This is a genomic window from Streptococcus sp. 2020WUSS089 (assembly GCF_044427405.1).
Taxonomy (GTDB): Bacteria; Bacillota; Bacilli; order Lactobacillales; family Streptococcaceae; genus Streptococcus; species Streptococcus hashimotonensis.
In genome coordinates this window covers 18415-37420 of the sequence record NZ_JAOTGD010000009.1, presented here as the reverse complement: position 1 = coordinate 37420, position 19006 = coordinate 18415, and the positions used below count along the sequence as shown (strand labels likewise).

General features: G+C 41.5%; 21 protein-coding genes. 7 read left to right on the top strand and 14 right to left on the bottom strand.

Translation table 11 applies throughout. The features are described from left to right. Positions 1 to 27: 27 nt before the first annotated feature. The 5 genes from ODU46_RS07555 to ODU46_RS07535 form a co-directional block, all read right to left on the bottom strand. Entirely contained in the window at positions 28 to 567 is a 540-nt protein-coding gene (locus ODU46_RS07555; protein WP_014736258.1) for a DUF177 domain-containing protein, read from the bottom strand. 9 nt (positions 568 to 576) lie between these two features. Further along, positions 577 to 1494 carry a thioredoxin-disulfide reductase gene (gene trxB, locus ODU46_RS07550; protein ID WP_044669934.1) on the bottom strand — a complete coding sequence of 306 codons (918 nt, stop codon included), beginning with the start codon at positions 1492 to 1494 and terminating at the stop codon, positions 577 to 579. A gap of 13 nt (positions 1495 to 1507) precedes the next feature. Then, positions 1508 to 1732: a DUF4059 family protein gene (locus tag ODU46_RS07545; RefSeq protein ID WP_002936682.1), complete on the bottom strand. Its 225-nt coding sequence runs from the start codon at positions 1730 to 1732 to the stop codon at positions 1508 to 1510. Between the two features lie 17 nt (positions 1733 to 1749). Beyond that, positions 1750 to 3093: a DEAD/DEAH box helicase gene (locus tag ODU46_RS07540; RefSeq protein WP_044759432.1), complete on the bottom strand. Its 1344-nt coding sequence runs from the start codon at positions 3091 to 3093 to the stop codon at positions 1750 to 1752. Positions 3094 to 3168: 75 nt separating this feature from the next. After that, positions 3169 to 4017 carry a hypothetical protein gene (locus ODU46_RS07535; RefSeq protein ID WP_044759431.1) on the bottom strand — a complete coding sequence of 283 codons (849 nt, stop codon included), beginning with the start codon at positions 4015 to 4017 and terminating at the stop codon, positions 3169 to 3171. A gap of 191 nt (positions 4018 to 4208) precedes the next feature. Here ODU46_RS07535 and ODU46_RS07530 point away from each other — a divergent pair, with 191 nt between their 5' ends. Then, a complete protein-coding gene (locus tag ODU46_RS07530) occupies positions 4209 to 5072 on the top strand; it encodes an IS982 family transposase (protein WP_015647273.1) in 864 nt (287 codons plus the stop codon). Between the two features lie 15 nt (positions 5073 to 5087). Here ODU46_RS07530 and mraY read toward each other — a convergent pair whose 3' ends face one another. Genes mraY through rsmH form a run of 4 tightly spaced genes read right to left on the bottom strand, consistent with a single transcriptional unit; the run spans position 5088 to position 9621 of the window. Then, positions 5088 to 6086, bottom strand: coding sequence for a phospho-N-acetylmuramoyl-pentapeptide-transferase (gene mraY / locus ODU46_RS07525; protein WP_014638523.1), 999 nt, complete (start codon positions 6084 to 6086; stop codon positions 5088 to 5090). A 1-nt stretch (position 6087) separates the two neighbouring features. Continuing rightward, complete coding sequence (pbp2X, locus tag ODU46_RS07520) at positions 6088 to 8337, bottom strand: penicillin-binding protein PBP2X (protein ID WP_398579462.1); 2250 nt, start codon at positions 8335 to 8337, stop codon at positions 6088 to 6090. Then, positions 8337 to 8660, bottom strand: a complete 324-nt coding sequence (ftsL, locus tag ODU46_RS07515) for a cell division protein FtsL (RefSeq protein ID WP_002937992.1) — start codon at positions 8658 to 8660, stop codon at positions 8337 to 8339. Before ftsL ends, pbp2X begins: the two co-directional genes overlap by 1 nt. Positions 8661 to 8670: 10 nt before the next feature. Continuing rightward, positions 8671 to 9621, bottom strand: a complete 951-nt coding sequence (gene rsmH, locus ODU46_RS07510; RefSeq protein WP_398579461.1) for a 16S rRNA (cytosine(1402)-N(4))-methyltransferase RsmH — start codon at positions 9619 to 9621, stop codon at positions 8671 to 8673. Positions 9622 to 9887: 266 nt separating this feature from the next. Here rsmH and ODU46_RS07505 point away from each other — a divergent pair, with 266 nt between their 5' ends. The 5 genes from ODU46_RS07505 (at position 9888) to ODU46_RS07485 (ending at position 12559) form a co-directional block, all read left to right on the top strand. Then, positions 9888 to 10076, top strand: a complete 189-nt coding sequence (locus ODU46_RS07505; RefSeq protein WP_002942681.1) for a helix-turn-helix transcriptional regulator — start codon at positions 9888 to 9890, stop codon at positions 10074 to 10076. A gap of 13 nt (positions 10077 to 10089) precedes the next feature. Beyond that, entirely contained in the window at positions 10090 to 10290 is a 201-nt protein-coding gene (locus ODU46_RS07500) for a hypothetical protein (protein WP_002937997.1), read from the top strand. A gap of 10 nt (positions 10291 to 10300) precedes the next feature. After that, complete coding sequence (locus ODU46_RS07495; RefSeq protein WP_044762246.1) at positions 10301 to 11383, top strand: DUF3278 domain-containing protein; 1083 nt, start codon at positions 10301 to 10303, stop codon at positions 11381 to 11383. A 12-nt stretch (positions 11384 to 11395) separates the two neighbouring features. Next, complete coding sequence (locus tag ODU46_RS07490) at positions 11396 to 11743, top strand: hypothetical protein (RefSeq protein WP_044753759.1); 348 nt, start codon at positions 11396 to 11398, stop codon at positions 11741 to 11743. A 387-nt stretch (positions 11744 to 12130) separates the two neighbouring features. Then, positions 12131 to 12559 carry a NusG domain II-containing protein gene (locus tag ODU46_RS07485; protein WP_024402625.1) on the top strand — a complete coding sequence of 143 codons (429 nt, stop codon included), beginning with the start codon at positions 12131 to 12133 and terminating at the stop codon, positions 12557 to 12559. A 44-nt stretch (positions 12560 to 12603) separates the two neighbouring features. Here the strand turns inward: ODU46_RS07485 and menA are convergent, their stop codons facing one another. From menA to ODU46_RS07460, 5 genes are all read right to left on the bottom strand, one after another. Next, positions 12604 to 13560, bottom strand: a complete 957-nt coding sequence (gene menA, locus ODU46_RS07480; RefSeq protein WP_205026998.1) for a 1,4-dihydroxy-2-naphthoate polyprenyltransferase — start codon at positions 13558 to 13560, stop codon at positions 12604 to 12606. Then, complete coding sequence (locus ODU46_RS07475; protein WP_172115822.1) at positions 13553 to 14602, bottom strand: FAD:protein FMN transferase; 1050 nt, start codon at positions 14600 to 14602, stop codon at positions 13553 to 13555. Before ODU46_RS07475 ends, menA begins: the two co-directional genes overlap by 8 nt. 77 nt (positions 14603 to 14679) lie before the next feature. After that, positions 14680 to 15159, bottom strand: a complete 480-nt coding sequence (locus ODU46_RS07470) for an FMN-binding protein (protein WP_015647284.1) — start codon at positions 15157 to 15159, stop codon at positions 14680 to 14682. A 78-nt stretch (positions 15160 to 15237) separates the two neighbouring features. After that, positions 15238 to 16227, bottom strand: coding sequence for a polyprenyl synthetase family protein (locus ODU46_RS07465; protein ID WP_024406624.1), 990 nt, complete (start codon positions 16225 to 16227; stop codon positions 15238 to 15240). A gap of 18 nt (positions 16228 to 16245) precedes the next feature. Next, entirely contained in the window at positions 16246 to 18138 is a 1893-nt protein-coding gene (locus ODU46_RS07460; protein ID WP_024408256.1) for an NAD(P)/FAD-dependent oxidoreductase, read from the bottom strand. A gap of 183 nt (positions 18139 to 18321) precedes the next feature. On the opposite strand from ODU46_RS07460, the gene ODU46_RS07455 reads away from it, so the two are divergent. After that, complete coding sequence (locus ODU46_RS07455; protein WP_012027668.1) at positions 18322 to 18861, top strand: Gx transporter family protein; 540 nt, start codon at positions 18322 to 18324, stop codon at positions 18859 to 18861. The last annotated feature ends 145 nt before the right edge of the window (positions 18862 to 19006 follow it).

The following is a 19006-nucleotide window of genomic DNA, read 5'->3' as shown; positions in this document are numbered from 1 at the left end:
ATAATTTAACTATCTTGCCAATCTGAGCTAGTCCTCATCTCCAAATAACCCTTGTAATTGGGCAAAAGGACTATTGGCCTCTTTTTTCTCTTGAGCTTTTTGTTGAAAATCTTCTTCAGTCATTAAAGCCCAAGCTTGACCAGATGGTAGTTCCTGTCCAGCTTCTTCTTCAGGTGTCAAGACTTTGATTGGTATAGCCAATAAAATATTATCTGCTACACTCTCATCAAGGACAATGTGGTCATCTTCTACTACCAGCACCATATCCTCATCAATCAAATCTTGTTCTTTAAGAACTGCTTCATTAGCAACGAAGAGTTCATTGACGTTTTGGACCTCATGCAAAACAACTGGTTGCAGAGAACGACTGGATGCCAAGGTAATATCGTAAGTCATCTGATAGTCCAAGAAAAAGAAACCTGATTCAAAACGGATATTTCCAGTGACTTGGACTGGCGACAAGCCTAGAACTTCACCATTTCGAGCTTGCAATTCTTCCTGTAAATCCAAGGTTTTATCAAAGGAGATTCCATCTGGATTTTTCTGAATATCGTAAATATGAAACATTGTATTCCCCTATTCAGCTAGTTCTGTGATGTAGTTATAGACTTCTTGTCCAGCAACTGCACCATTTCCTACTGCCGTTGCAATCTGACGAAGTTGATTTTGACGAATATCACCGATGGCATAGATGCCTGATTGAGTCGTCTCCATCTTTTCATTAGTGATAACCCAACCAGCTTCGTCTGTAATTCCTAGGTCCGCAACTGTATCAGTCATCGGATCCAGACCGACATAGATAAAGACACCACCGAAATCAAGTTCACTGACTTCTTCAGTTTTCACATTTTTGATAACCACGCTTTGTACACGTAAGTCATCACCCTTGATTTCTTCGACTACGCTATCCCAGATGAAGTTAATTTTTTCATTGGCAAAGGCGCGGTCTTGGATAACTTTTTGAGCACGAAGTTGGTCACGTCGATGAACAATCGTCACAGATTCCGCAAATTGTGTCAAGAAGAGCGCTTCTTCAACGGCAGAATCTCCACCACCGACAACCAAGAGTTTTTGTCCACGGAAGAAGGCACCGTCACAGACTGCACAATATGAGACACCACGGCTATTGTAAGTATCCTCACCCGGAATACCTAACAAACGGTGTTTTGCCCCCATGGCTAGAACGACTGTCTTTGTCTCCAAAACACCATCCTCAGTGATCACTTTCTTAATTTTTCCTTCTTCCTCAATACGGACTAGGGTGCCAAAAATATGGTCCACACCGAATTTTTCCAAGGGTTCAAACATTTTTTCAGCCAAGGCTGGACCTGAAATATGGTCATAGCCTGGATAGTTTTCAATTTCCGCGGTATTGTTCATCTGACCACCATAAATACCACGTTCCAAAAGAGCTACCTTTAAATTGCTACGCCCTGCATAAAGAGCTGCAGTCATCCCCGCAGGACCCGCACCAATTACAACTGTATCGTACATATACTTTTTCCTTCTACGCTTTAAACATTAATAAGATTCCCACTACTCCAAAGGCCGCAATGGGGATTGTCATCACATTAATCATCAACAAATCAAACAAGAAATCTTGTCGTTCTTGCAAGGTTTTATCCACACCCTTTGTCGCACGCCAGATAAACCAGACCAGACTAGAAGTGATAATCAACAAGGAAGCTATTAGCAATCCTTGTAAATAAAAACTTAGAATGTTTTGTAACATCTTTTTCCTCGATTACTTTAAAAGGTTTGACGCTTGGCTTTACGTTCTGCACGACCTTTTGCACGCGCTTCAACTCGCTTGGTCTTGCGACGTTTTTCATCAACAGCCCATTGAATTTTCTTCTTGTAGCCTGGTTTAACTTTTTTCTTTTTCTTCTTGACCAAGCCAATCATTTCCAAATCTAGTTTTTCACGAGATTTTTCACGGTTAGCACGGCGGTCACGGTCGTAGGTATCGACAAATTCGCCATTTTTCATTTCTTTTGGCAAGAATTTGATATTGAGTTTTTCTAGCTCTCGAATATCTGCATCATCGCTTGGCTGATAAAGGGTGATGGCAATGCCTGATAAACCATTACGACCTGTGCGCCCTACACGGTGAACAAAGAATGATAAGTCTTGCGGAATAGCATCATTGATGACATGACTAACCCCTTCAATATCAATACCACGTGCCGCTAAATCTGTTGCAACGATGTACTGATAGTCCAAGTTTTTCACCTGATTCATAATCCGCTTACGCTCACGCGGTGGAATATCTCCATGAATCTTTGCTACACGCAAACCGTTGGCAGTTAAGTAGCTGTGTAATTCATCTGCACGTGTTTTTGTATTAACAAAAATCATAGCCAAGTAAGGTTGCATGAGCTTGGTCACTTCCAATACCTGAGCATTACGGTCACGCCCCTTGGTTGAAATCAACCAGTTTTCAATCGTGTCAGAAATGACTGTGTGGGTCTTGATTTGTTCCATGACTGGATTGGATAAGTATTTTTTCAAAAACGGTTGGAGTTTCTGCGGAATGGTCGCTGAAAAGACCATAAATTGTAAGTCTTTTGGCAGGCTGCCAGCAATCTTATCGACTGTTTCTAAAAAGCCCATGTCCAAGGTCATATCTGCCTCATCAACCACAAAGGTTTTGGCCTTATGGATAGCCAGGTCACCTGATTTGACCAAATCATAGATACGCCCTGGTGTCCCAACAACAATGTGAGGCTGACCAGCTTGAAGCTTGTCAATTTGACGGTTCTTATCCGTACCGCCAACATAATTGGTCACACGAACTTCGATGTCCGAATGACTAGCCAACTGGCGTGCCGCTTGATAAATCTGAGTTGCCAGTTCTCGTGATGGAGCTGTAATAACAGCCTGAACTTGGTCCAATTCCTCATTTAATTTTTGGAAAATCGGAATCAAGAAGGTATGGGTCTTACCCGAACCTGTTTTTGATTCCCCTATCAAGTCTCGCCCTGACAAAACAACAGGAATCAATTTCTCCTGAACTTCTGTCGGCTGGACAAAGTTAATTTCTTTCAAAGCCTCCTGAATATAAGGCTTGAGTTTCATATCTGTAAATTTCATAGTTTCCTCTTTAATTGTGCTGCCTTCTATTATAGCACGATTTGGAGTGACAAGCAAAAAGGACGGATGCCCGCCCTATGCCTCTAAATCACTATTGTCATTTACTTCTGTGAAATCTGCATCTATAATCCCTAGTTCTTTCTCTTCCGCCAAACTCGCCTTAAATGCCTCACTTAATTCCAGCTCGCTATCAAAATCACCGTTTAATTTTTTAACAAAGGTATCCGCCAACAATCCTCCCATAGGCTGAAATGTAAAGTAGGTTAGACCTCCAGAAATCAGTCCTCCTAAAAGCGGAACAGCATTGGCAATCGTCTTTTCAACCGTTTTTTTAGTGATTTTTACCCCAATTACTGAAGCAACTTTTTTAACCAAGGGATACCAAGTTGTTTTTGTCAAGGCTTGCGCTGCAACTTTTTTACCAATATTAGCCCCGACTGTCTTAGATACTTTATTTAGGAGAACAGCTGAACCACCAGCACCAAACATAACACCAATATAGGCAATAATACGAATTTGAACCTCTTCGGAAATTTCCTTTCCCTCACCGACAAACAGCTCATCTTCACCAAAAAGGTAGGCAATTTGTTGCGACAAATTCAAAGCAAAGCCAAAATATTGAGCAATATCAGCTGTTCCTGCTGCTACTGCTGTGAGGGGATTACCTGGTAAACCAGCCGCAAAAGAGAGTAAGGAAGTCTTTGTAGTCATATCATGAATGATTTTATCAGCTTCTTTTCTTAAAGCATCCAAACTATAAACCGCTGTCGGTCCATCAGCAATAATCTTGTCTAAATAGGGACTGTCCTTAAATCGAGTCTTCAAAAAATCCTCCCTATTGACCTTTACCATGGGAAGCTGACTTGCAGCTGTCATGGTCTGAAGTACCACACCATACATCTTCTCCTGATTGAACTGTTCCATTTTTTCCTCCTCAGCCTAATTTACTATTATTTTACCCCCCGACCATATTTGTCAAGGTAAAAAAACAGCATTTCTGCTGTTTTTGATATACAATAAAAATCTTACCTGTGGTACTAGTTCATTTCAAACTACAATAAAAAGCCCAAATAGACTATACTGTAAGTGTCTAAACATACAGGAGGTTAGTCCAAATGAGCTACTTACAGTATACTGCTAAATCTCATCATTTGCAATGGAATGTACGCCAATTATCTCAAATTTGTCATCACTTCTACCAAAACTACTGTCCAGATTCCTTCAAACATCGGCGAAATGTTGGCTTAGCTAAAGTTTCAGATGAATCAATTCTTGTCTTACTTCTGTTACAAGCTGAACTAAGCATGACATCACAACGCCATTTCTACACCATCTGCCCCCTCTTTCCTTGTGGTCGGTTACTAGAAAGAAGCAGTTTCAATCGGCGGTCTAAACAATTGATTTGGCTAGTCCAATTAATCCGAAAAGCTAAGAGTGAACTGCTTCCATCTGATAAACTAGCCATTATAGATAGTTTTCCTTTGCCACTTTGTCACCCTATTCGCAATCAAAGAGTTGCCATTTTTAAAGGTGTAGCTGATATTGGTTACAACGCCTCTAAACATCTTTGGTTTTACGGTTTCAAGGTTCATATGCTGGTGACCTTATCTGGTTATATTCTGAATTATGTTGTCACACCAGCCTCTGTCCATGATATCAAGGTGGTTTATGAACTATTAGAGGGATGTAAACAATCGGTTATCCTAGGTGATCTAGGTTACTTAAGCAGTGAACTCAAAAAGGACTTAGAGCAAGAAGGTTACCACCTATGGACGCCATTTCGACAAAACATGACAGGAGCTGAAGAACAGAACAATTGGAAAGCGATGGCCATGAGACGAACTATTGAAACACGTTTTTCTGAACTGTGTCGTCTCTTTGACATCCAACATACATTAGCTAGAAGTCTAGCCGGACTACAGTTACGAATGGAACAAATTATTCTAGCTCATAACTTACGCTATTTTGAAATGAACTAGCACCATGGGTAAATCTTATAAATAAAGAATAGCCAAGGTAATCAGACTCATTACAAGACCGACTGACCAGAGGAAAAAGTCAACTTTCCACTCGCTCCATTTTTCAGCTTTTCCGGTCAAACCTCCGAGCTCCAAATGGTGATGAAAAGGAGTCATACGGAAGATACGACGACCTTCTCCAAAGCGTTTTTTGGTGTATTTAAAATATGAAACTTGCAACATAACAGAGGACGTTTCAATGACATAGACCAGGCCGATAAGGAGGAGGGTCCATTCCTGACGGAGGGCAATTGAAATAGTTGCCAACATACCGCCGAGAGCCAAGCTTCCCACATCCCCCATGAAAATCTTCGCTGGTTTACGGTTATAAACAAAGAAACCGAGCAAGCCACCAATCATGGTCACACAAACTAGAAGAATATCAAATTTTTGCTCATTGAAGGCGATGACAGAGTAAGCTAGAAGGCTGATAACAACTGAGATAGAAGCCAATCCATCAATACCATCTGTCAAATTAACTGCATTTGAAAAACCGACCAGCCAGAACAGAACAAATGGAAAATAGAGAACTCCCAAATGTATCATGTGACCAAATACATTCAATTCTCCGCCACCTGCTCCTCTTACGTGGACAAAGTAGAAGACAATCCCTCCTAAAATTTGTAGAGCAAGCTTTTGTTTAGGATTAAGACCTTCATTTATCTTACGGAAAATTTTTAAAAAGTCATCCAAAAATCCTACTACACCATAAAGGGCAAGGATAAAGAGGATGGCGAGAACACCACCCGTCAACAGTTGAAAGGCCGTTGCAAACAACAAGCTGACAAGTATCGCAACAACGAGAAAAACTGTTCCCCCCATTGTTGGTGTACCTGCCTTAAACTGATGTTGTTTCACATCTTCGTGCATCTGTTGCCCCTCGATGCGTTTGGCTTGATAAAATGTAATAAATCGTGGGATTAAGAGAACGGTTGCTAGAAAAGCTACCAATCCCGACATAAGTGCGAATTGCATGTTAGTCTCCTAAGGTTATTGTTATTTTCTTGGTTTTATTCAAAGCGGTACCGACCTCTACACTTTGGTCGACTACTTTTGAACCCGTTCCTTTATAGGTCACTTCGATACCAGTCCATTCAGCAAATATATCCATATTCTCTTTGGTGATTGCGTACAGGTCTGGCATTTCTTCGAATTTATTTGTCAGGAGTAGAACCTGTTGGTTGGCGATTACCTTACTTCCTTTTTCGACTGAAACTTTTTTAATTTCAGCACCGTTTCCAAGGATAACTGGTTGAACTAATTGACGGCGAAGTTCCTCAGCCGACTCGCCTGGTGCCTTACCAATGAGGTCTGGCAATCGATACTCTGTCTCATTAGCGACCTGTGCCAATGCTGGTGCAGGTGAATCCAGATTCAAATTGTCTTTCAACAGCATCGCTTCTTTCAATGTAGGACTGACAATATCACGCCAAGACAGGACATTCAATACTTCCGGTTGGCGAATGGTCACATACATGATAAACTCAGGATTCTCAGCAGGGATCATGGCTACTACAGAGTTGATGTAGGCACCTTTAATATACCCTTGACCATCTTCACTGGCAATTTCCGCCGTACCTGATTTAACTGCAATGTCATAGCCATCAACTTGAATTGCAGGTCCCTGTAAGTCATGTGAGTAGAGCGTACCATAAACAGGGTCAGTACCGACATTTATCATATAGCGAAGTGTATCATCGGCAGCTTGTTCAGAAACTGGATTTCCCACTTCTTCTTTCGAAGAAATTCTAGCTGTATCTGTATTAGGATTATAAAGAGCTGAGATGAATTTAGGCTCTAGCATAATACCGTTATTCGCAATGGCGGTAAAACTACGAAGCATCTGTGCTTGGTTTGCAGAAATACCCTGACCAAACGATGACATGGCGATAGAAACAATGTTGTCCCCTGGTACCATTCCTGGCGCCTCGTCCCCCATACCAAAACGCGTTGGGTAGCCAAAGCGGAATTTAGCGAGGTAATTTAGCCATTTTTCATCTCCCATCTGTTGCTGCAATAAGGTCATCCCAACGTTACTGGATAGGGAGAAGCCTTGCGCATAATTGAGAGTCACAGCTGAATAACCTGCATTGAGGGTCCAGTCATTGATTTTCGCGTCTGCGATAACGTACTCATTATTGGTATAATAGGCATTTGGATCAAAGGTTCCATTATCGATAGCTGACGCTACTGTTAGCACCTTCATTGTTGAACCAGGCTCAAACGCTTCTTGGTATAAGAGTGACCGCTCTAGCAGTCCTTCTTGGCCTAGACCTTCTTTGGTATCTGAATCATAGCTTGGCCTTTGGGTCGTCGCCAGTATTTCACCCGTCTTGGCTGAAACCAAAGTTGCATTCGCATATCGCCCTTTGGCTTTATCGAAGAAGGTATTCATATTGGTTTCAAGAGAACGTTGCAAATCGGCTGAAATTGTCGTATAGACATCCTGCCCGTTTACTGTCTCCGTTTCAACCTTTTCTGTTCCAGGTAGGACACGGCCTTGGCTATCTTTCTCGTAGATAACCTTTCCATCTTGACCGGCCAGAATATCATTCAGATAATATTCCAAACCACTCACACCCTGTAAACTATGACTACCATCCTTGTTTTCAACCGGATTAGCTAACCCGACAAAAATTGAAGCAAAATTCCCATTCGGATACATCCGTCCTGGACTAGCATTGAAGGCAATCCCTTCAATACCTGCCGCCTTCATCTCTTCTTGGATTGAGGACATCGTACTATAGGAGATATTCTTACCTAACGTCCCAAAGTATACCTGCTTCAGTTCCGGTTGATTCAGCTGCTCCATAACATAATCTGTCTCCATTCCGAGATGCTTTTTAAAGATTTCTGCTACTTTGCTGAACTGAGAAGACTGCACATACAAAACTTTTTTCAGTTCTGACACATATTCTGTGTCAATGATGGCATAGACCGTATAGGTCGTCGAATCTTCCGCAATAGGAATTCCTGTACGGTCGTATATCGTCCCCCGTTTAGCTTGAACGGTAACTTCACGCTGGTGTACCGCATCAGCTCTTTCTGACAAATCCACCCCAAATTTACTATCGGTGCCGATAATATAGGCAAAGTTGATTAAAAAGAGAAAAAAGACGAAAACCGTCAAAAGAAGTAGGCTCTGTCCTACTCTTCGACGATTTTTTGACGGAACATATCGTTTTTTCAAGACATACCGCAAGAGTTTATTATTTCTTCTGGGCATTATTCGGCCACTCCAATATTGTCATTATTAAAAGTTAATCCAGCTTTTTCAGCAATTTCCATCAATCGAGCTGAACGTGTCAATTCATTGACAGCTTGCTTTGCATCGTTGATTTCAATCTGTTTTTGGCTAATATCTTGATTGACTTTGGCCATCCCAGATTGAAGCTGCAAAAGCCGCGTTTGCATAAAGATAATTCCTATGGCAAGGGCTAATCCAGATAATACGATGCTTGAATAGAAGGCTTTTTCTACACGTGTGAAGGTTCTAATTTTATCACCGATAACCCGCATAGTGGCTTCTCTACGTTTTTCTTGCAACATAGACTCTCTCCTATTTATGTACTTTCTTAGCTACACGCAGTTTGGCTGAATGCGCGCGATTATTTGCCTCTAATTCTTCTTGACTAGGTAAGATAGGCTTACGATTGACCAATTCAAGTGGCGCCTTCAAGTCATCTGGAATAAATGGCAAACCTTTTGGAACATCAATCGTACTTGCTTCTTTGAAGAGTTGTTTGGTCAAACGATCTTCTAAAGAATGGAAAGTAATAACAGAAATCCGTCCATCCAAAGCCAATAAGTCAATGGCCTGCTGGATAGATTCGTCTGCTGCTCCCAACTCATCGTTGACCTCAATCCGAATAGCTTGGAAAATCTGCTTAGCAGGATGCCCCTTCTTCTTAAGTTCCTTGGCTGGCTTGGCAGATTTGATCAGCTCTGCCAACTCAGTCGTTGTTTCAATCGGCTTGGCCGCACGCGCCTGTTCAATCTTACGAGCAATCTGCTTGGAAAATTTATCCTCACCGTATTTAAAGAAAATCCGTACCAAGTCGTGATAGTCATAGTTATTGACCACATCATAGGCCGTCAAATGTCCCTCACGATTCATCCGCATGTCAAGCGGAGCATCTTGTTTGTAAGAAAAGCCACGCTCCCGCTCATCCAACTGTGGACTAGATACTCCTAAATCATAACAAATCCCATCAATCTCTGTTACACCTAGCTCCGCCAAGCGAGTCTTGAGATTGCGGAAATTATCCCTGATAAAGGTCACTTGTCCCTTTTCAATGTAGGATGCCAAGCGAATATGGGCATGCTCAATAGCAGTCTGATCCTGATCAAAGGCATAAAGATGCCCCCCATCCGTCAACTGACTAAGCAGATACTCACTATGCCCTGCTCCACCCAGCGTTGCATCTACATAAATTCCATTTGGTTTGATGTCTAACATATCGACTGTCTCATGCAAGAGAACAGTTGTGTGATTAAATTCCTTGGTCATATCTTTTCTATTGTACCACAAATTAAAATAAAAAGTTATTGCAAACTTTTTACAAAAAAACTGTCAAATATAGTTGACAACTTATATGAACAGGTATATACTAACAGTAAAGAAACATGTCACATATAGTTGACATCAACAGGGAGGTCTCCCTCATTTTTTACAACCAACTGTCGCATATAATTGACATCGTGCCTAAGGATAGCTAGTCTATCCTCTCTCTTTACAATAGAATGTCGCATATATTTTACACGAAAGGAGAACCCATGAACCGTGTCAAAGATTATCGCCTACTGCTAGGGATTTCCCAGCTGGATCTTGCCAAAGCCATCGGCGTATCCAGGCAAACCATCAACATGATTGAAAACAACAAGTACAACCCCTCGCTAGACCTTTGTATCAACCTAGCCAAAGCTTTACAGACTGACCTCAATAGTCTCTTTTGGAATGAATAGAAAGGAAAATATCATGAAAAAGAATATACGTCAAGCTCTTATCTCTACCCTTATTTTTATCCCGCTCTTTGTTCTCTTTCAGCTTTGGGGCAATAGCGGAGCAGAAATCTTGCACACCATCAGCCAAGCAAAATTTTGGCTACAATTGCTGATTGCTGGGACCATCTACTTCTTAGGCTTTGTTTACATCTTACCATTGTTCGATCAAAAATAAGGAGCTGCTTATGAAAAAAGAAACCTTTCAAGATAAATTAATCAAACGATTTTACGGTATCGCAGGGCCCTTGGATGAATTTCGCCAAAAAGAAGCCTTCCGACTAGGCAATACCTGCTTTATCCTGCTCTTTTGGGGCACCATGGCTCTTACCCTACTGGCACTCGCTCTATCCAAACGCTACCCAGAAGTCGTTGCCTATGGCTACCCCGTTACTCTGCTCCTAGCCTACCTATCTGCTAGTACCTACATCATGTTTAAACTCCGGCACAGTCAACTGGACAGTTTAGATGTAGAAGAACTGACTACCAAGGAACAAAAGAAATTCAAGGGAGCAAGTATCAAATTCGCCCTCTATTTCACCTGTGGTATGTATATCTGGAACACGGGATTTGATGCCTGGATGGAAGGACTCAATCCACTAGACCATTTATTTGACCTCCGAAAATTCCTTGCAGCCTGTCTAGTCGGTGTTTTCATGGGAATTTATATCGAAATCACTCTTCGTAAACGCATGAAAAAGGCAGAAAAACTAACTGTCAGCTCTGCTATTGCCAAAGAAGAACCCAAGTGGATCAAAAATATGATTAAACGTTTTTATGGTATCCGCGGTCCTTTAGACGAATACCGACGGGCCGAGGCTGATGCTATCGGCGGACAGGCCTTTATCTACTACTTCTACTTCCTAGCTCTTGGAAATGCCATCGCCTACTTCCTAGCCTACCGCTACCCTCTGGAGGTGGCTGCCTACTATCCAATGATCATTGCCTTCTTCAGTATTATCCTAATTGGTATCGTTAATATGCGTACTCTCCATGCTGACCTGCCTCAATATGACGTGGACGAACTGAGCCCTGAGGAAAGACAAGCCCGGCCCCTTAACCCACTTCTCTGGGGACTGGGAGTTGCCCTGCTATCTAGCCTCTTTGCTGGGCTGGCAGACCTCTTTAGCCTCCAGCTTCCCCTACTGGATTCCATCTTCCACGTAAAATCCCTCTTCTTCGGTGGCATGATGGGCCTCTTTGCCAGTCTAGCCCTGTCTGCCATTGCCTATCTGCAAAAACTGGAAGCAGATACTGCTAAGAAAAAATAAGGAGCTAACACCATGAATAAACCTTTTACACCTAAACAAACCTGTCGCATTTTTGTCTTGTTTTATGGCCTCTTTTCTGCCTTCTTCATCTACTCTTATATGGTCAATGAGCCAATTAGCAGCGATTCGTTCTTGATTACGCTACCGACCATTCAGATCTTTAGATCCTATAAAACAACAGAGGAAAAACGCTACTTTCTCATTCAATCTGTCTTTGCACTGTTTGCCATGACCTTGACTTATTCTGTAGGCATTTGGCTAGGGCATGTCAAACCACTTGCCCTCATCCTTCCTGCTGGATTTGCTCTGGCTATTCTTTATCGGATTTATCTTAAAAAGGAGAAACCAGATAGACGTTGACAAACCGAAATTCATTTTCACTTTGATTGTTCTCTCCTATACAGCAATTTGTAGCATATATACATAGCTACCTGACAGGGGACAATCCATCAATCCTTTTCTTACTATTCACTATACTTCCAATTTTAAATAGTGACTGGCAAACTACCCGTCCAGAATCAAATGTTGTCCAAAAAGCTATCTATCTTTATCATAAACCGCTGCTCTGGTTTCTCTTTGCAGGTTTTGCCCTAACTTTCTCCATTGGATTTTTCGCTGGGAAAATACAACCACTTCATGCTAGATTTTGGGGAATGTTAGCCATCCTACTCTTCTCTAGATAATTGAAAAAGTAATCTGTATCCAACATTTTACAAAGTAGGATTTTTTCTATAAAATAGATTGTATATGACATTCAAATCCATTCTCAAACAACTCAAACTATTTGATTATATCTTAATCGGATTTACCCTCATCTTATCCTTTCTTCCAGCAATTTTTACCTATGCACATCTGACAACAGATACAAATGAGGCAAAAACAATTGCCTATGTCCGCATCAATGGTGAGGTGGTCGACCAATTTGAATTATCAAAGGACACACCACATCAAGAAAAGACCTACTATCCCAATGAAGGGCAATACAACATCATTGAAGTTGATGGCGAACGCATTCGGGTCAAGGAAGACAATAGCCCAGACCAAATTGCCGTTATGACCAGCTGGATTAGCCAGCCAGGAGAACTCTCCGTCTGCCTGCCACATAACCTATTGATTGAAATAAAATCCGTTGGCGGGGAAAGCACTGACGAAGAAGAACTCATTTTACCACTATAACAAAGAAGACACAGCCTGTTGATGAACGACTGTGTCTTTCCTTTTTAGAAAATAAGGGCTAAAGCAAGTATCACCACATATAGCAGCGCAAAGAGTACAAAACTCTTTACTGCCTCGATAAAAGTTTCCCGTTTGACTTGCTTTTTCAAAAATGTTTCTAGACTCTTATAAGCAGGCCAAACACCGATGAAACCGATCAGTGCCCAGATTGGTAAGAATCCAGTCAGACAGTAGATTATCCACAGCAACCATGGTAAACTTGCCAAGACAAAATACAATTTAAGAGCATTTTTCTTGCCAATATAGTAAACCAGAGTATAACGATGGTTGCGAATATCTTCTTCTAAATCACAGGTATTGTTGGCCAACATGATATTGGCAATCAAGGCTACCAAAGGAAGGGACATGAAAATAATGTCTATTATTTTGGTCCAAGAGAATTGCAAGGTCATCCACTGGCCGCTCACTTGGCTGGTCAGTAGCAAATCTGGTTGCTGAATAAATACAGCAAGAAAGAAAATCCCAAATCCCATGGTTACTCCAGAGAAAACTTCACCCAGTGGCATTCTCGAAAGCGGAATAGGTCCAAAAGTATAAAAGATACCAATGAGGAAACAGAAAGCTCCCATCGGAAGGAGGAACCAGCTGGTCCGCCAAACAAGCACCAATGAAATAACCACTGAAAAAATAAGTAGGGCAAGGACGATTCCAATCATCTGACGGAAATCTAGAGAGAATTTTCCAATCACATTGCTTTCCTGACGATAGGTTTCATCCTTGGCTTTGTGGTAGTCCATGCTATTGTTGATGGCAGTTGTACACATGTCAAAGCTAAGAACGGCAATAATGAACAAAAATGTGTTGAGCCAATTGAAAGCTTGATAGCGATACAGGCTCCATAAAATCCCCAAGGTCATCGGGAAAACACTAGCTACCTTGGTCTTCATTTCAACAAATTCTAGAAATACAGGCAAACTGAGTCCTTTAGTTGATTTATTCATTGACAAGATGATACTCCTCATTCGTTAATTCAAAGCTTTCCTTCAAGCCATCACTCAGATGAACCCCCTGCTCCTTATCGATAAAAACAGCTTCTACACCGTCCATCTGATTGATAAAGTCAAGACCTTTTTCCACACCTAGTAAGAAGAGAGTTGTGGATAAGGCATCTCCTTGGATAGATGTTTTGGAAAAGACTGTCACACCTGAAATATCGTTTTCCACAGGATAGCCAGTTTTTGGATCCAGAATATGGTGATACTTGACACCGTCCACCTCTAAGTAGCGCTCATAAATACCTGAGGTAACAACCGAATCATGTGTCCCTGGCACAGAACCAACTGTTGCACCACGCACCTGGTCTGGGTCTTGAACTCCAACATTCCAACCATTTTGTGTCGTTGGCGAATCCCCCATAACCACCACATTCCCGCCTAGATTGATGATAGCTGTCGTAATCCCTTTGCTGGCAAACAATTCTCTAACCTTATCTGCAATGTAACCTTTGGAAATGGCTCCTAATTCTAGCGTCATTCCTTCTTTGATAAAGACGGTCTTCTTCTCCTTATCTAAAGTAATGTCTTTATAATTGATAAATGGCAGAGCAGCTTTGATTTCTTCATCACTGGGCTTACGTGCATCCTCATCTCCAATTTTCCACAGATTGCTCACAGCTCCAATGGAAATGTCAAATAGCCCCTGACTTTCTTTACTCATGTCAATAGCTGTTTCAATCACTTCAAAGGTACGTTCATCCACCTTGACAGCCTCTTTTCCTGCTGCCTGATTGATACGGTAGATATCTGCTCCTTCCAAGTTTGTGGACAACAGACTTTCCATCTCCTTGATATAGGAGACAGCTTCATCCATCGCTTCTTCCTGATTTTCATGATAAATACTCAATTGCACTACTGTGTGAAGTAAGCTTTCACTACGAGTCAACGGAGTTTTCACAACAGATAAACTTTCGTTTTGTTTACCACTACAGGCAACAAGCAAAACCATCAGTAGGCCCACGAATAATAGACTTGCAATTTTTTTCACTGATTTTACCTTCCCCAAAAAATAAGAAGACACAGTAGCCAAACAAGTGCGACTGTGTCTTTTCTGTATAGACTTAATTAGTCAAGTTTTACAGTTTCTGTTTTTCCTTCAGCAGCTGCTGCAAGAAGGGCTTCTGTACTCTTCTTGAAGTCTTCAGAAGTATGAGTTGCACCTGATACAACTTCAACAGCTGAGAGGTCTTGTTTCTCAACCAAAGCTGCATTGAGTTGTTCAATTGCTTCACCAGCAGAAACTCCAGCTTTATCTTTCATGTTTTTGTTGTACTCTTCATTTGCTGATTTAAGACTTCCATCTTCAGCTTCGTAGTCAAATTTTGACTCACTGATTTTTCCATCTTTAACAGTCAATGTGTGAACAATTTTGTAGCCATAATCGTCTTTGCCTGACTCAGCTTTGTAAGTACCATCTTTCAATACTACCGTTTCTGTAGTTGAAGATGAAGTTGAAGTAGATTCTTGTTTAGAACCGCAAGCGGCAAGTGCAAATACCGCACCAAGAACTACCAAACTTTTCAACACAACTTTAGTTGTTTTCATAACAATACTCCTTTTGTAAAGTAAATAGTTTTATATTTATAATGATATACCGAATAAACTAAATTGTCTAGTATTTTTTTAAAAATAATGACTAAAAACTATTGCCACCAAATTTTGCATAGATGCAGTCGATAACTGTGGTATTCTATCTACAAAATTCATCATTTTTTCCAAATAGCTAACAATCAGTTTCTCTGTTTTGGCAATAGCATGTGTTGCAAAAATCCTATCTGTAAGGCTTTCCAACCCTTCTGCCGTAGGGGATTGAATATAGGCCCGCAATTGCTGCTGGATAGACTTGTCTTCTCGCATAGCAAATAGTAGCGGTGCAGTATAGATACCATTTTGAATATCTTGCAATCTAGGTTTTCCTGATGCTGCCACATCCAACTGATAGTCAATTAAGTCATCTCGTAGCTGAAAGGCCATGCCAAGTGCTTGCCCAGACCGAAAAGCCATGCTACTGTCTTTCCTAGATTGGCCTGGTACAAAGCTCCCCAACTGACAGGCAAGTCCAAATAGAAAAGCTGTTTTTCCTTGAATTTGCTTGAGATAGGCTTTCATAGTCATATTGGCATCAAATTGATTGAGTAGCTGAGATAATTCCCCTCGAAGAATTGTTTCCATCAGCTTATCATTGCCCAAATCCAAATCATCACGTGATACTTCTAGCAAACGAAGCCCTTTTCCAAATAGTCGACTTGAATAGGCAAGAAGATAATCACCCGTGTAGATAGCGATTCGATTAGAAAATTGTTGATGAGCCGCCGTGACTCCCCGCCGTTTATCCGCGCCATCAATCACATCGTCATGAATCAGAGTCGCCAGATGCAGGACTTCTAAATGGGCAGCAAAATATAGCTTTGAACGGCTAATCTTTCCTTCCGTCATTTGTGCAAAGAGCAGACAGAGGCCGGCACGCAGGTATTTCCCTGGTGCCTCTACATATTCAACAATCTTCGCTGTAACTGCTGGATGCAGGACCATCATCTCAGATAAGATGATGGATTTTACCTCTTCAAGTCCCCTCTCAATCTCAGGATAGGTATTCCAAATTTGATGTACCACTAACTTTCTATATTTCCTTTATTTTTTATCCTTGATACGGTAAATATGCTTCGGCTTTCCATAAATCTTCTTGTCTAGGAAACGACCCAACCATGGCATGATCCAGTAGTCTAGACCGAAGGCTCTACCCGCACCGTTCATAAGAGAAATAGCTGCTGGGATGAACCAAATATTTACCCAGTAGAACATGCCTGACAGGCTGAACATAACTACCAAAGCAACGGTTGCAGCAGATACAATCCATACAAAGGCACCAGCAATCAAAGCCAGACCAATACCGATTTCTGCTACTGTCATAAATTTTTGCATAAAGAGTGCTACTTCTTGGTTTGGCATCATAAATTCCATGATAGTAGCAAACCAATCAGGCATTTTGTCCAAAACAGCCATCGGTGCTTCACCATAGGCATAGCTCAAACCAAAAATTGGTTCAGCAGCTTCTGCCGCAGCAGTTGCCGCTTGTGAGGCACTTGAAACCGCCTCAGCAGCAGATGCACCAGATACTGGATCAGCTAACCAAGGGAATGGGAAGACAACTTGATCCCCAAACCATGATGTTGTTCCAAATAGACCAAAGGCTTTCTTGATACCTTCGTAGAGCCATACTGAACCATAAAGGACACGCATTGGCACAGACCAGAGAAGATTTCCTTTGCCTGAAGTATGACCGCCAAAAATGTTTCGCTTATTCTGAATGTCAAAGAATTCATGGCGAACATAAGAACCCATGTAGAAGAAACTACGGATGGTAAAGAAGTAGAGTAGGTTTACCATGTGTTTGACAGCCATTGCCATAAAGCCTGACATGTGGTATTTGTCCATCAAGAAGGCTACACCGTAGCGTGCTCCAATAGATACCATAAACCCATCATATTTACCTTTGTAGCTATGTTTTTCGCCACCCTTGATTGCTGCAATAATATTACTTGCCGCAGTATGGCCTGTCTGTTCAGCTGCTTGTACAATCTGTGGAGTTGGTTTCCCTTCTGATTCTTCAAAGTAAACCAAGTCACCAGCTACATAGACATTTTCCTTGCCTTTGGCTTCCATGAATTCATTGGCAATTAGGCGACCTGCCCGTGCTTTTTCAATACCAAATTCACTTGCGTCTGTATTGGCTTGAACACCAGCTGTCCAAATAGAGGTATAGGTAGGAATTTGACGACCTGATGAAAGTGTCAAGCTATCTTCTTGTACACTTGCTACACCATCACCAAGAACCAATTCAACACCTTTTTTCTCAAGGTATTTGCGAGCCTTGACTTGCTCTTTTTCAGTAACCATAGCCAAGATATTTGGCGTTGCCTCAACAACCTTAAGTGAGAATTCTTTTGGATCCAACTTGAACTCACGCGCCAAAATTGGTACCCAGTCAATCAACTCACCGATCATCTCAATACCTGTGAAGCCAGCACCGATAACGGTAAAGGTTAAAAGAGCGCGACGTTTGGCTTCATCATGCTCACGCATGGCACGATAGCAAGCATCAATCATGTGGTCATGCAAACGTTCTGCTGCTTCGATAGACCAAAGTGTAAAACCGTGTTCTTTAACACCTTTCACACCAAAGTCATTAGCCTCACCACCCATTGCAAGGAGCAGGTAATCAAAATCCAGAGTTTGGTGTTCCGCAACTACTTGTTTCTTATCGTAGTCAATCTCAACAACCTTGTCTGTTACCAATTGAACCTTTGGATATTTTTTGAAGATACGTTGAAGGTCATACTTGATTGCATTGGCTTCTACACGCCCTGCCGCAACTTCATGCAACTCTGTCATATAGGTATGGAAAGAGTTCTTATCAATCAAGGTAACTGTTACATCTTGATCCTTTTTAAAGGTTTTCCCTAGCAATCGAGCTGCTGCAATCCCCGCATAACCAGCACCGACAATCACAATATTTTTCGTCACAATGTTTCCTCCTTGTGAAAATCAAAACAAATTACATATTTCCATTATAACGCATTCCAAGATAGTTGACAAGCGAATTTCAATAATTAGTAATATACAACAAACAAAACTTGCCATAGTGAACAAAAACAAGTATGATAGTAAAATAGATAATCGACTAGAAAGAGTTTTTTCTCTGCACCCATGAATTCTAAACGTCAAACACTTAACTTTATTACGATGCTGGCAGCTCAGGCAGTTGTCATTTCTTTGATTGAACGACTCATCACCCCCCCATTTGCTTTTGCTCCAGGTGCCAAGCTAGGACTGGGAAATTTGATTAGCTTAATTGCTATTTTTACCCTCCCTACAAAGGATAGCCTAAAGGTTGTCGCACTACGCTTGCTCATCTCAACCTTTCTGGGAGGCACCTTTTCAACCTTCCTCTATGGCTTTGCTGGAACTACTTTGAGTTATGTAGGAATGCTTTCTGCCAAGCAGCTCGGTCCAAACCGTGTCAGTCCTATTGGAATTTCTATTCTGGGCGGGATGTTGCACAACCTTGGTCAGCTTCTTGTTTTTGCTACCATTGCCCGTTCTTTCTATGTACTAAACTACCTGCCAATCCTCGCTTTTACAGGAATTTTATCAGGCTTATTGGTCGGACTGGCTGCTACCTACCTCCTCCAAAAGGTCGGACCTTTACGTCACTATCATCAACAAGTCTTAGCAGAATGGAAATAAATCTCCCTAGGTCAACTAAGGAGATTCTTTTTATGGTCCGCACCACTTTTTCATTGCCCATAATAATTTCCCCATAATCCCGTTGTCACAAATAAAATGAGCCACCTGAGCTACCTCATGTAAGCACCACTTATAAAATCCATGG

What these genes read in the sequence shown, in the direction of transcription:
- ODU46_RS07555 (WP_014736258.1), bottom strand. Translation starts at nt 567, where the DNA reads ATGTTTCATATTTACGATATTCAGAAAAATCCAGATGGAATCTCCTTT.
- trxB (WP_044669934.1), bottom strand. Translation starts at nt 1,494, where the DNA reads ATGTACGATACAGTTGTAATTGGTGCGGGTCCTGCGGGGATGACTGCA.
- ODU46_RS07545 (WP_002936682.1), bottom strand. Translation starts at nt 1,732, where the DNA reads ATGTTACAAAACATTCTAAGTTTTTATTTACAAGGATTGCTAATAGCT.
- ODU46_RS07540 (WP_044759432.1), bottom strand. Translation starts at nt 3,093, where the DNA reads ATGAAATTTACAGATATGAAACTCAAGCCTTATATTCAGGAGGCTTTG.
- ODU46_RS07535 (WP_044759431.1), bottom strand. Translation starts at nt 4,017, where the DNA reads ATGGAACAGTTCAATCAGGAGAAGATGTATGGTGTGGTACTTCAGACC.
- ODU46_RS07530 (WP_015647273.1), top strand. Translation starts at nt 4,209, where the DNA reads ATGAGCTACTTACAGTATACTGCTAAATCTCATCATTTGCAATGGAAT.
- mraY (WP_014638523.1), bottom strand. Translation starts at nt 6,086, where the DNA reads ATGCAATTCGCACTTATGTCGGGATTGGTAGCTTTTCTAGCAACCGTT.
- pbp2X (WP_398579462.1), bottom strand. Translation starts at nt 8,337, where the DNA reads ATGCCCAGAAGAAATAATAAACTCTTGCGGTATGTCTTGAAAAAACGA.
- ftsL (WP_002937992.1), bottom strand. Translation starts at nt 8,660, where the DNA reads ATGTTGCAAGAAAAACGTAGAGAAGCCACTATGCGGGTTATCGGTGAT.
- rsmH (WP_398579461.1), bottom strand. Translation starts at nt 9,621, where the DNA reads ATGACCAAGGAATTTAATCACACAACTGTTCTCTTGCATGAGACAGTC.
- ODU46_RS07505 (WP_002942681.1), top strand. Translation starts at nt 9,888, where the DNA reads ATGAACCGTGTCAAAGATTATCGCCTACTGCTAGGGATTTCCCAGCTG.
- ODU46_RS07500 (WP_002937997.1), top strand. Translation starts at nt 10,090, where the DNA reads ATGAAAAAGAATATACGTCAAGCTCTTATCTCTACCCTTATTTTTATC.
- ODU46_RS07495 (WP_044762246.1), top strand. Translation starts at nt 10,301, where the DNA reads ATGAAAAAAGAAACCTTTCAAGATAAATTAATCAAACGATTTTACGGT.
- ODU46_RS07490 (WP_044753759.1), top strand. Translation starts at nt 11,396, where the DNA reads ATGAATAAACCTTTTACACCTAAACAAACCTGTCGCATTTTTGTCTTG.
- ODU46_RS07485 (WP_024402625.1), top strand. Translation starts at nt 12,131, where the DNA reads ATGACATTCAAATCCATTCTCAAACAACTCAAACTATTTGATTATATC.
- menA (WP_205026998.1), bottom strand. Translation starts at nt 13,560, where the DNA reads ATGAATAAATCAACTAAAGGACTCAGTTTGCCTGTATTTCTAGAATTT.
- ODU46_RS07470 (WP_015647284.1), bottom strand. Translation starts at nt 15,159, where the DNA reads ATGAAAACAACTAAAGTTGTGTTGAAAAGTTTGGTAGTTCTTGGTGCG.
- ODU46_RS07455 (WP_012027668.1), top strand. Translation starts at nt 18,322, where the DNA reads ATGAATTCTAAACGTCAAACACTTAACTTTATTACGATGCTGGCAGCT.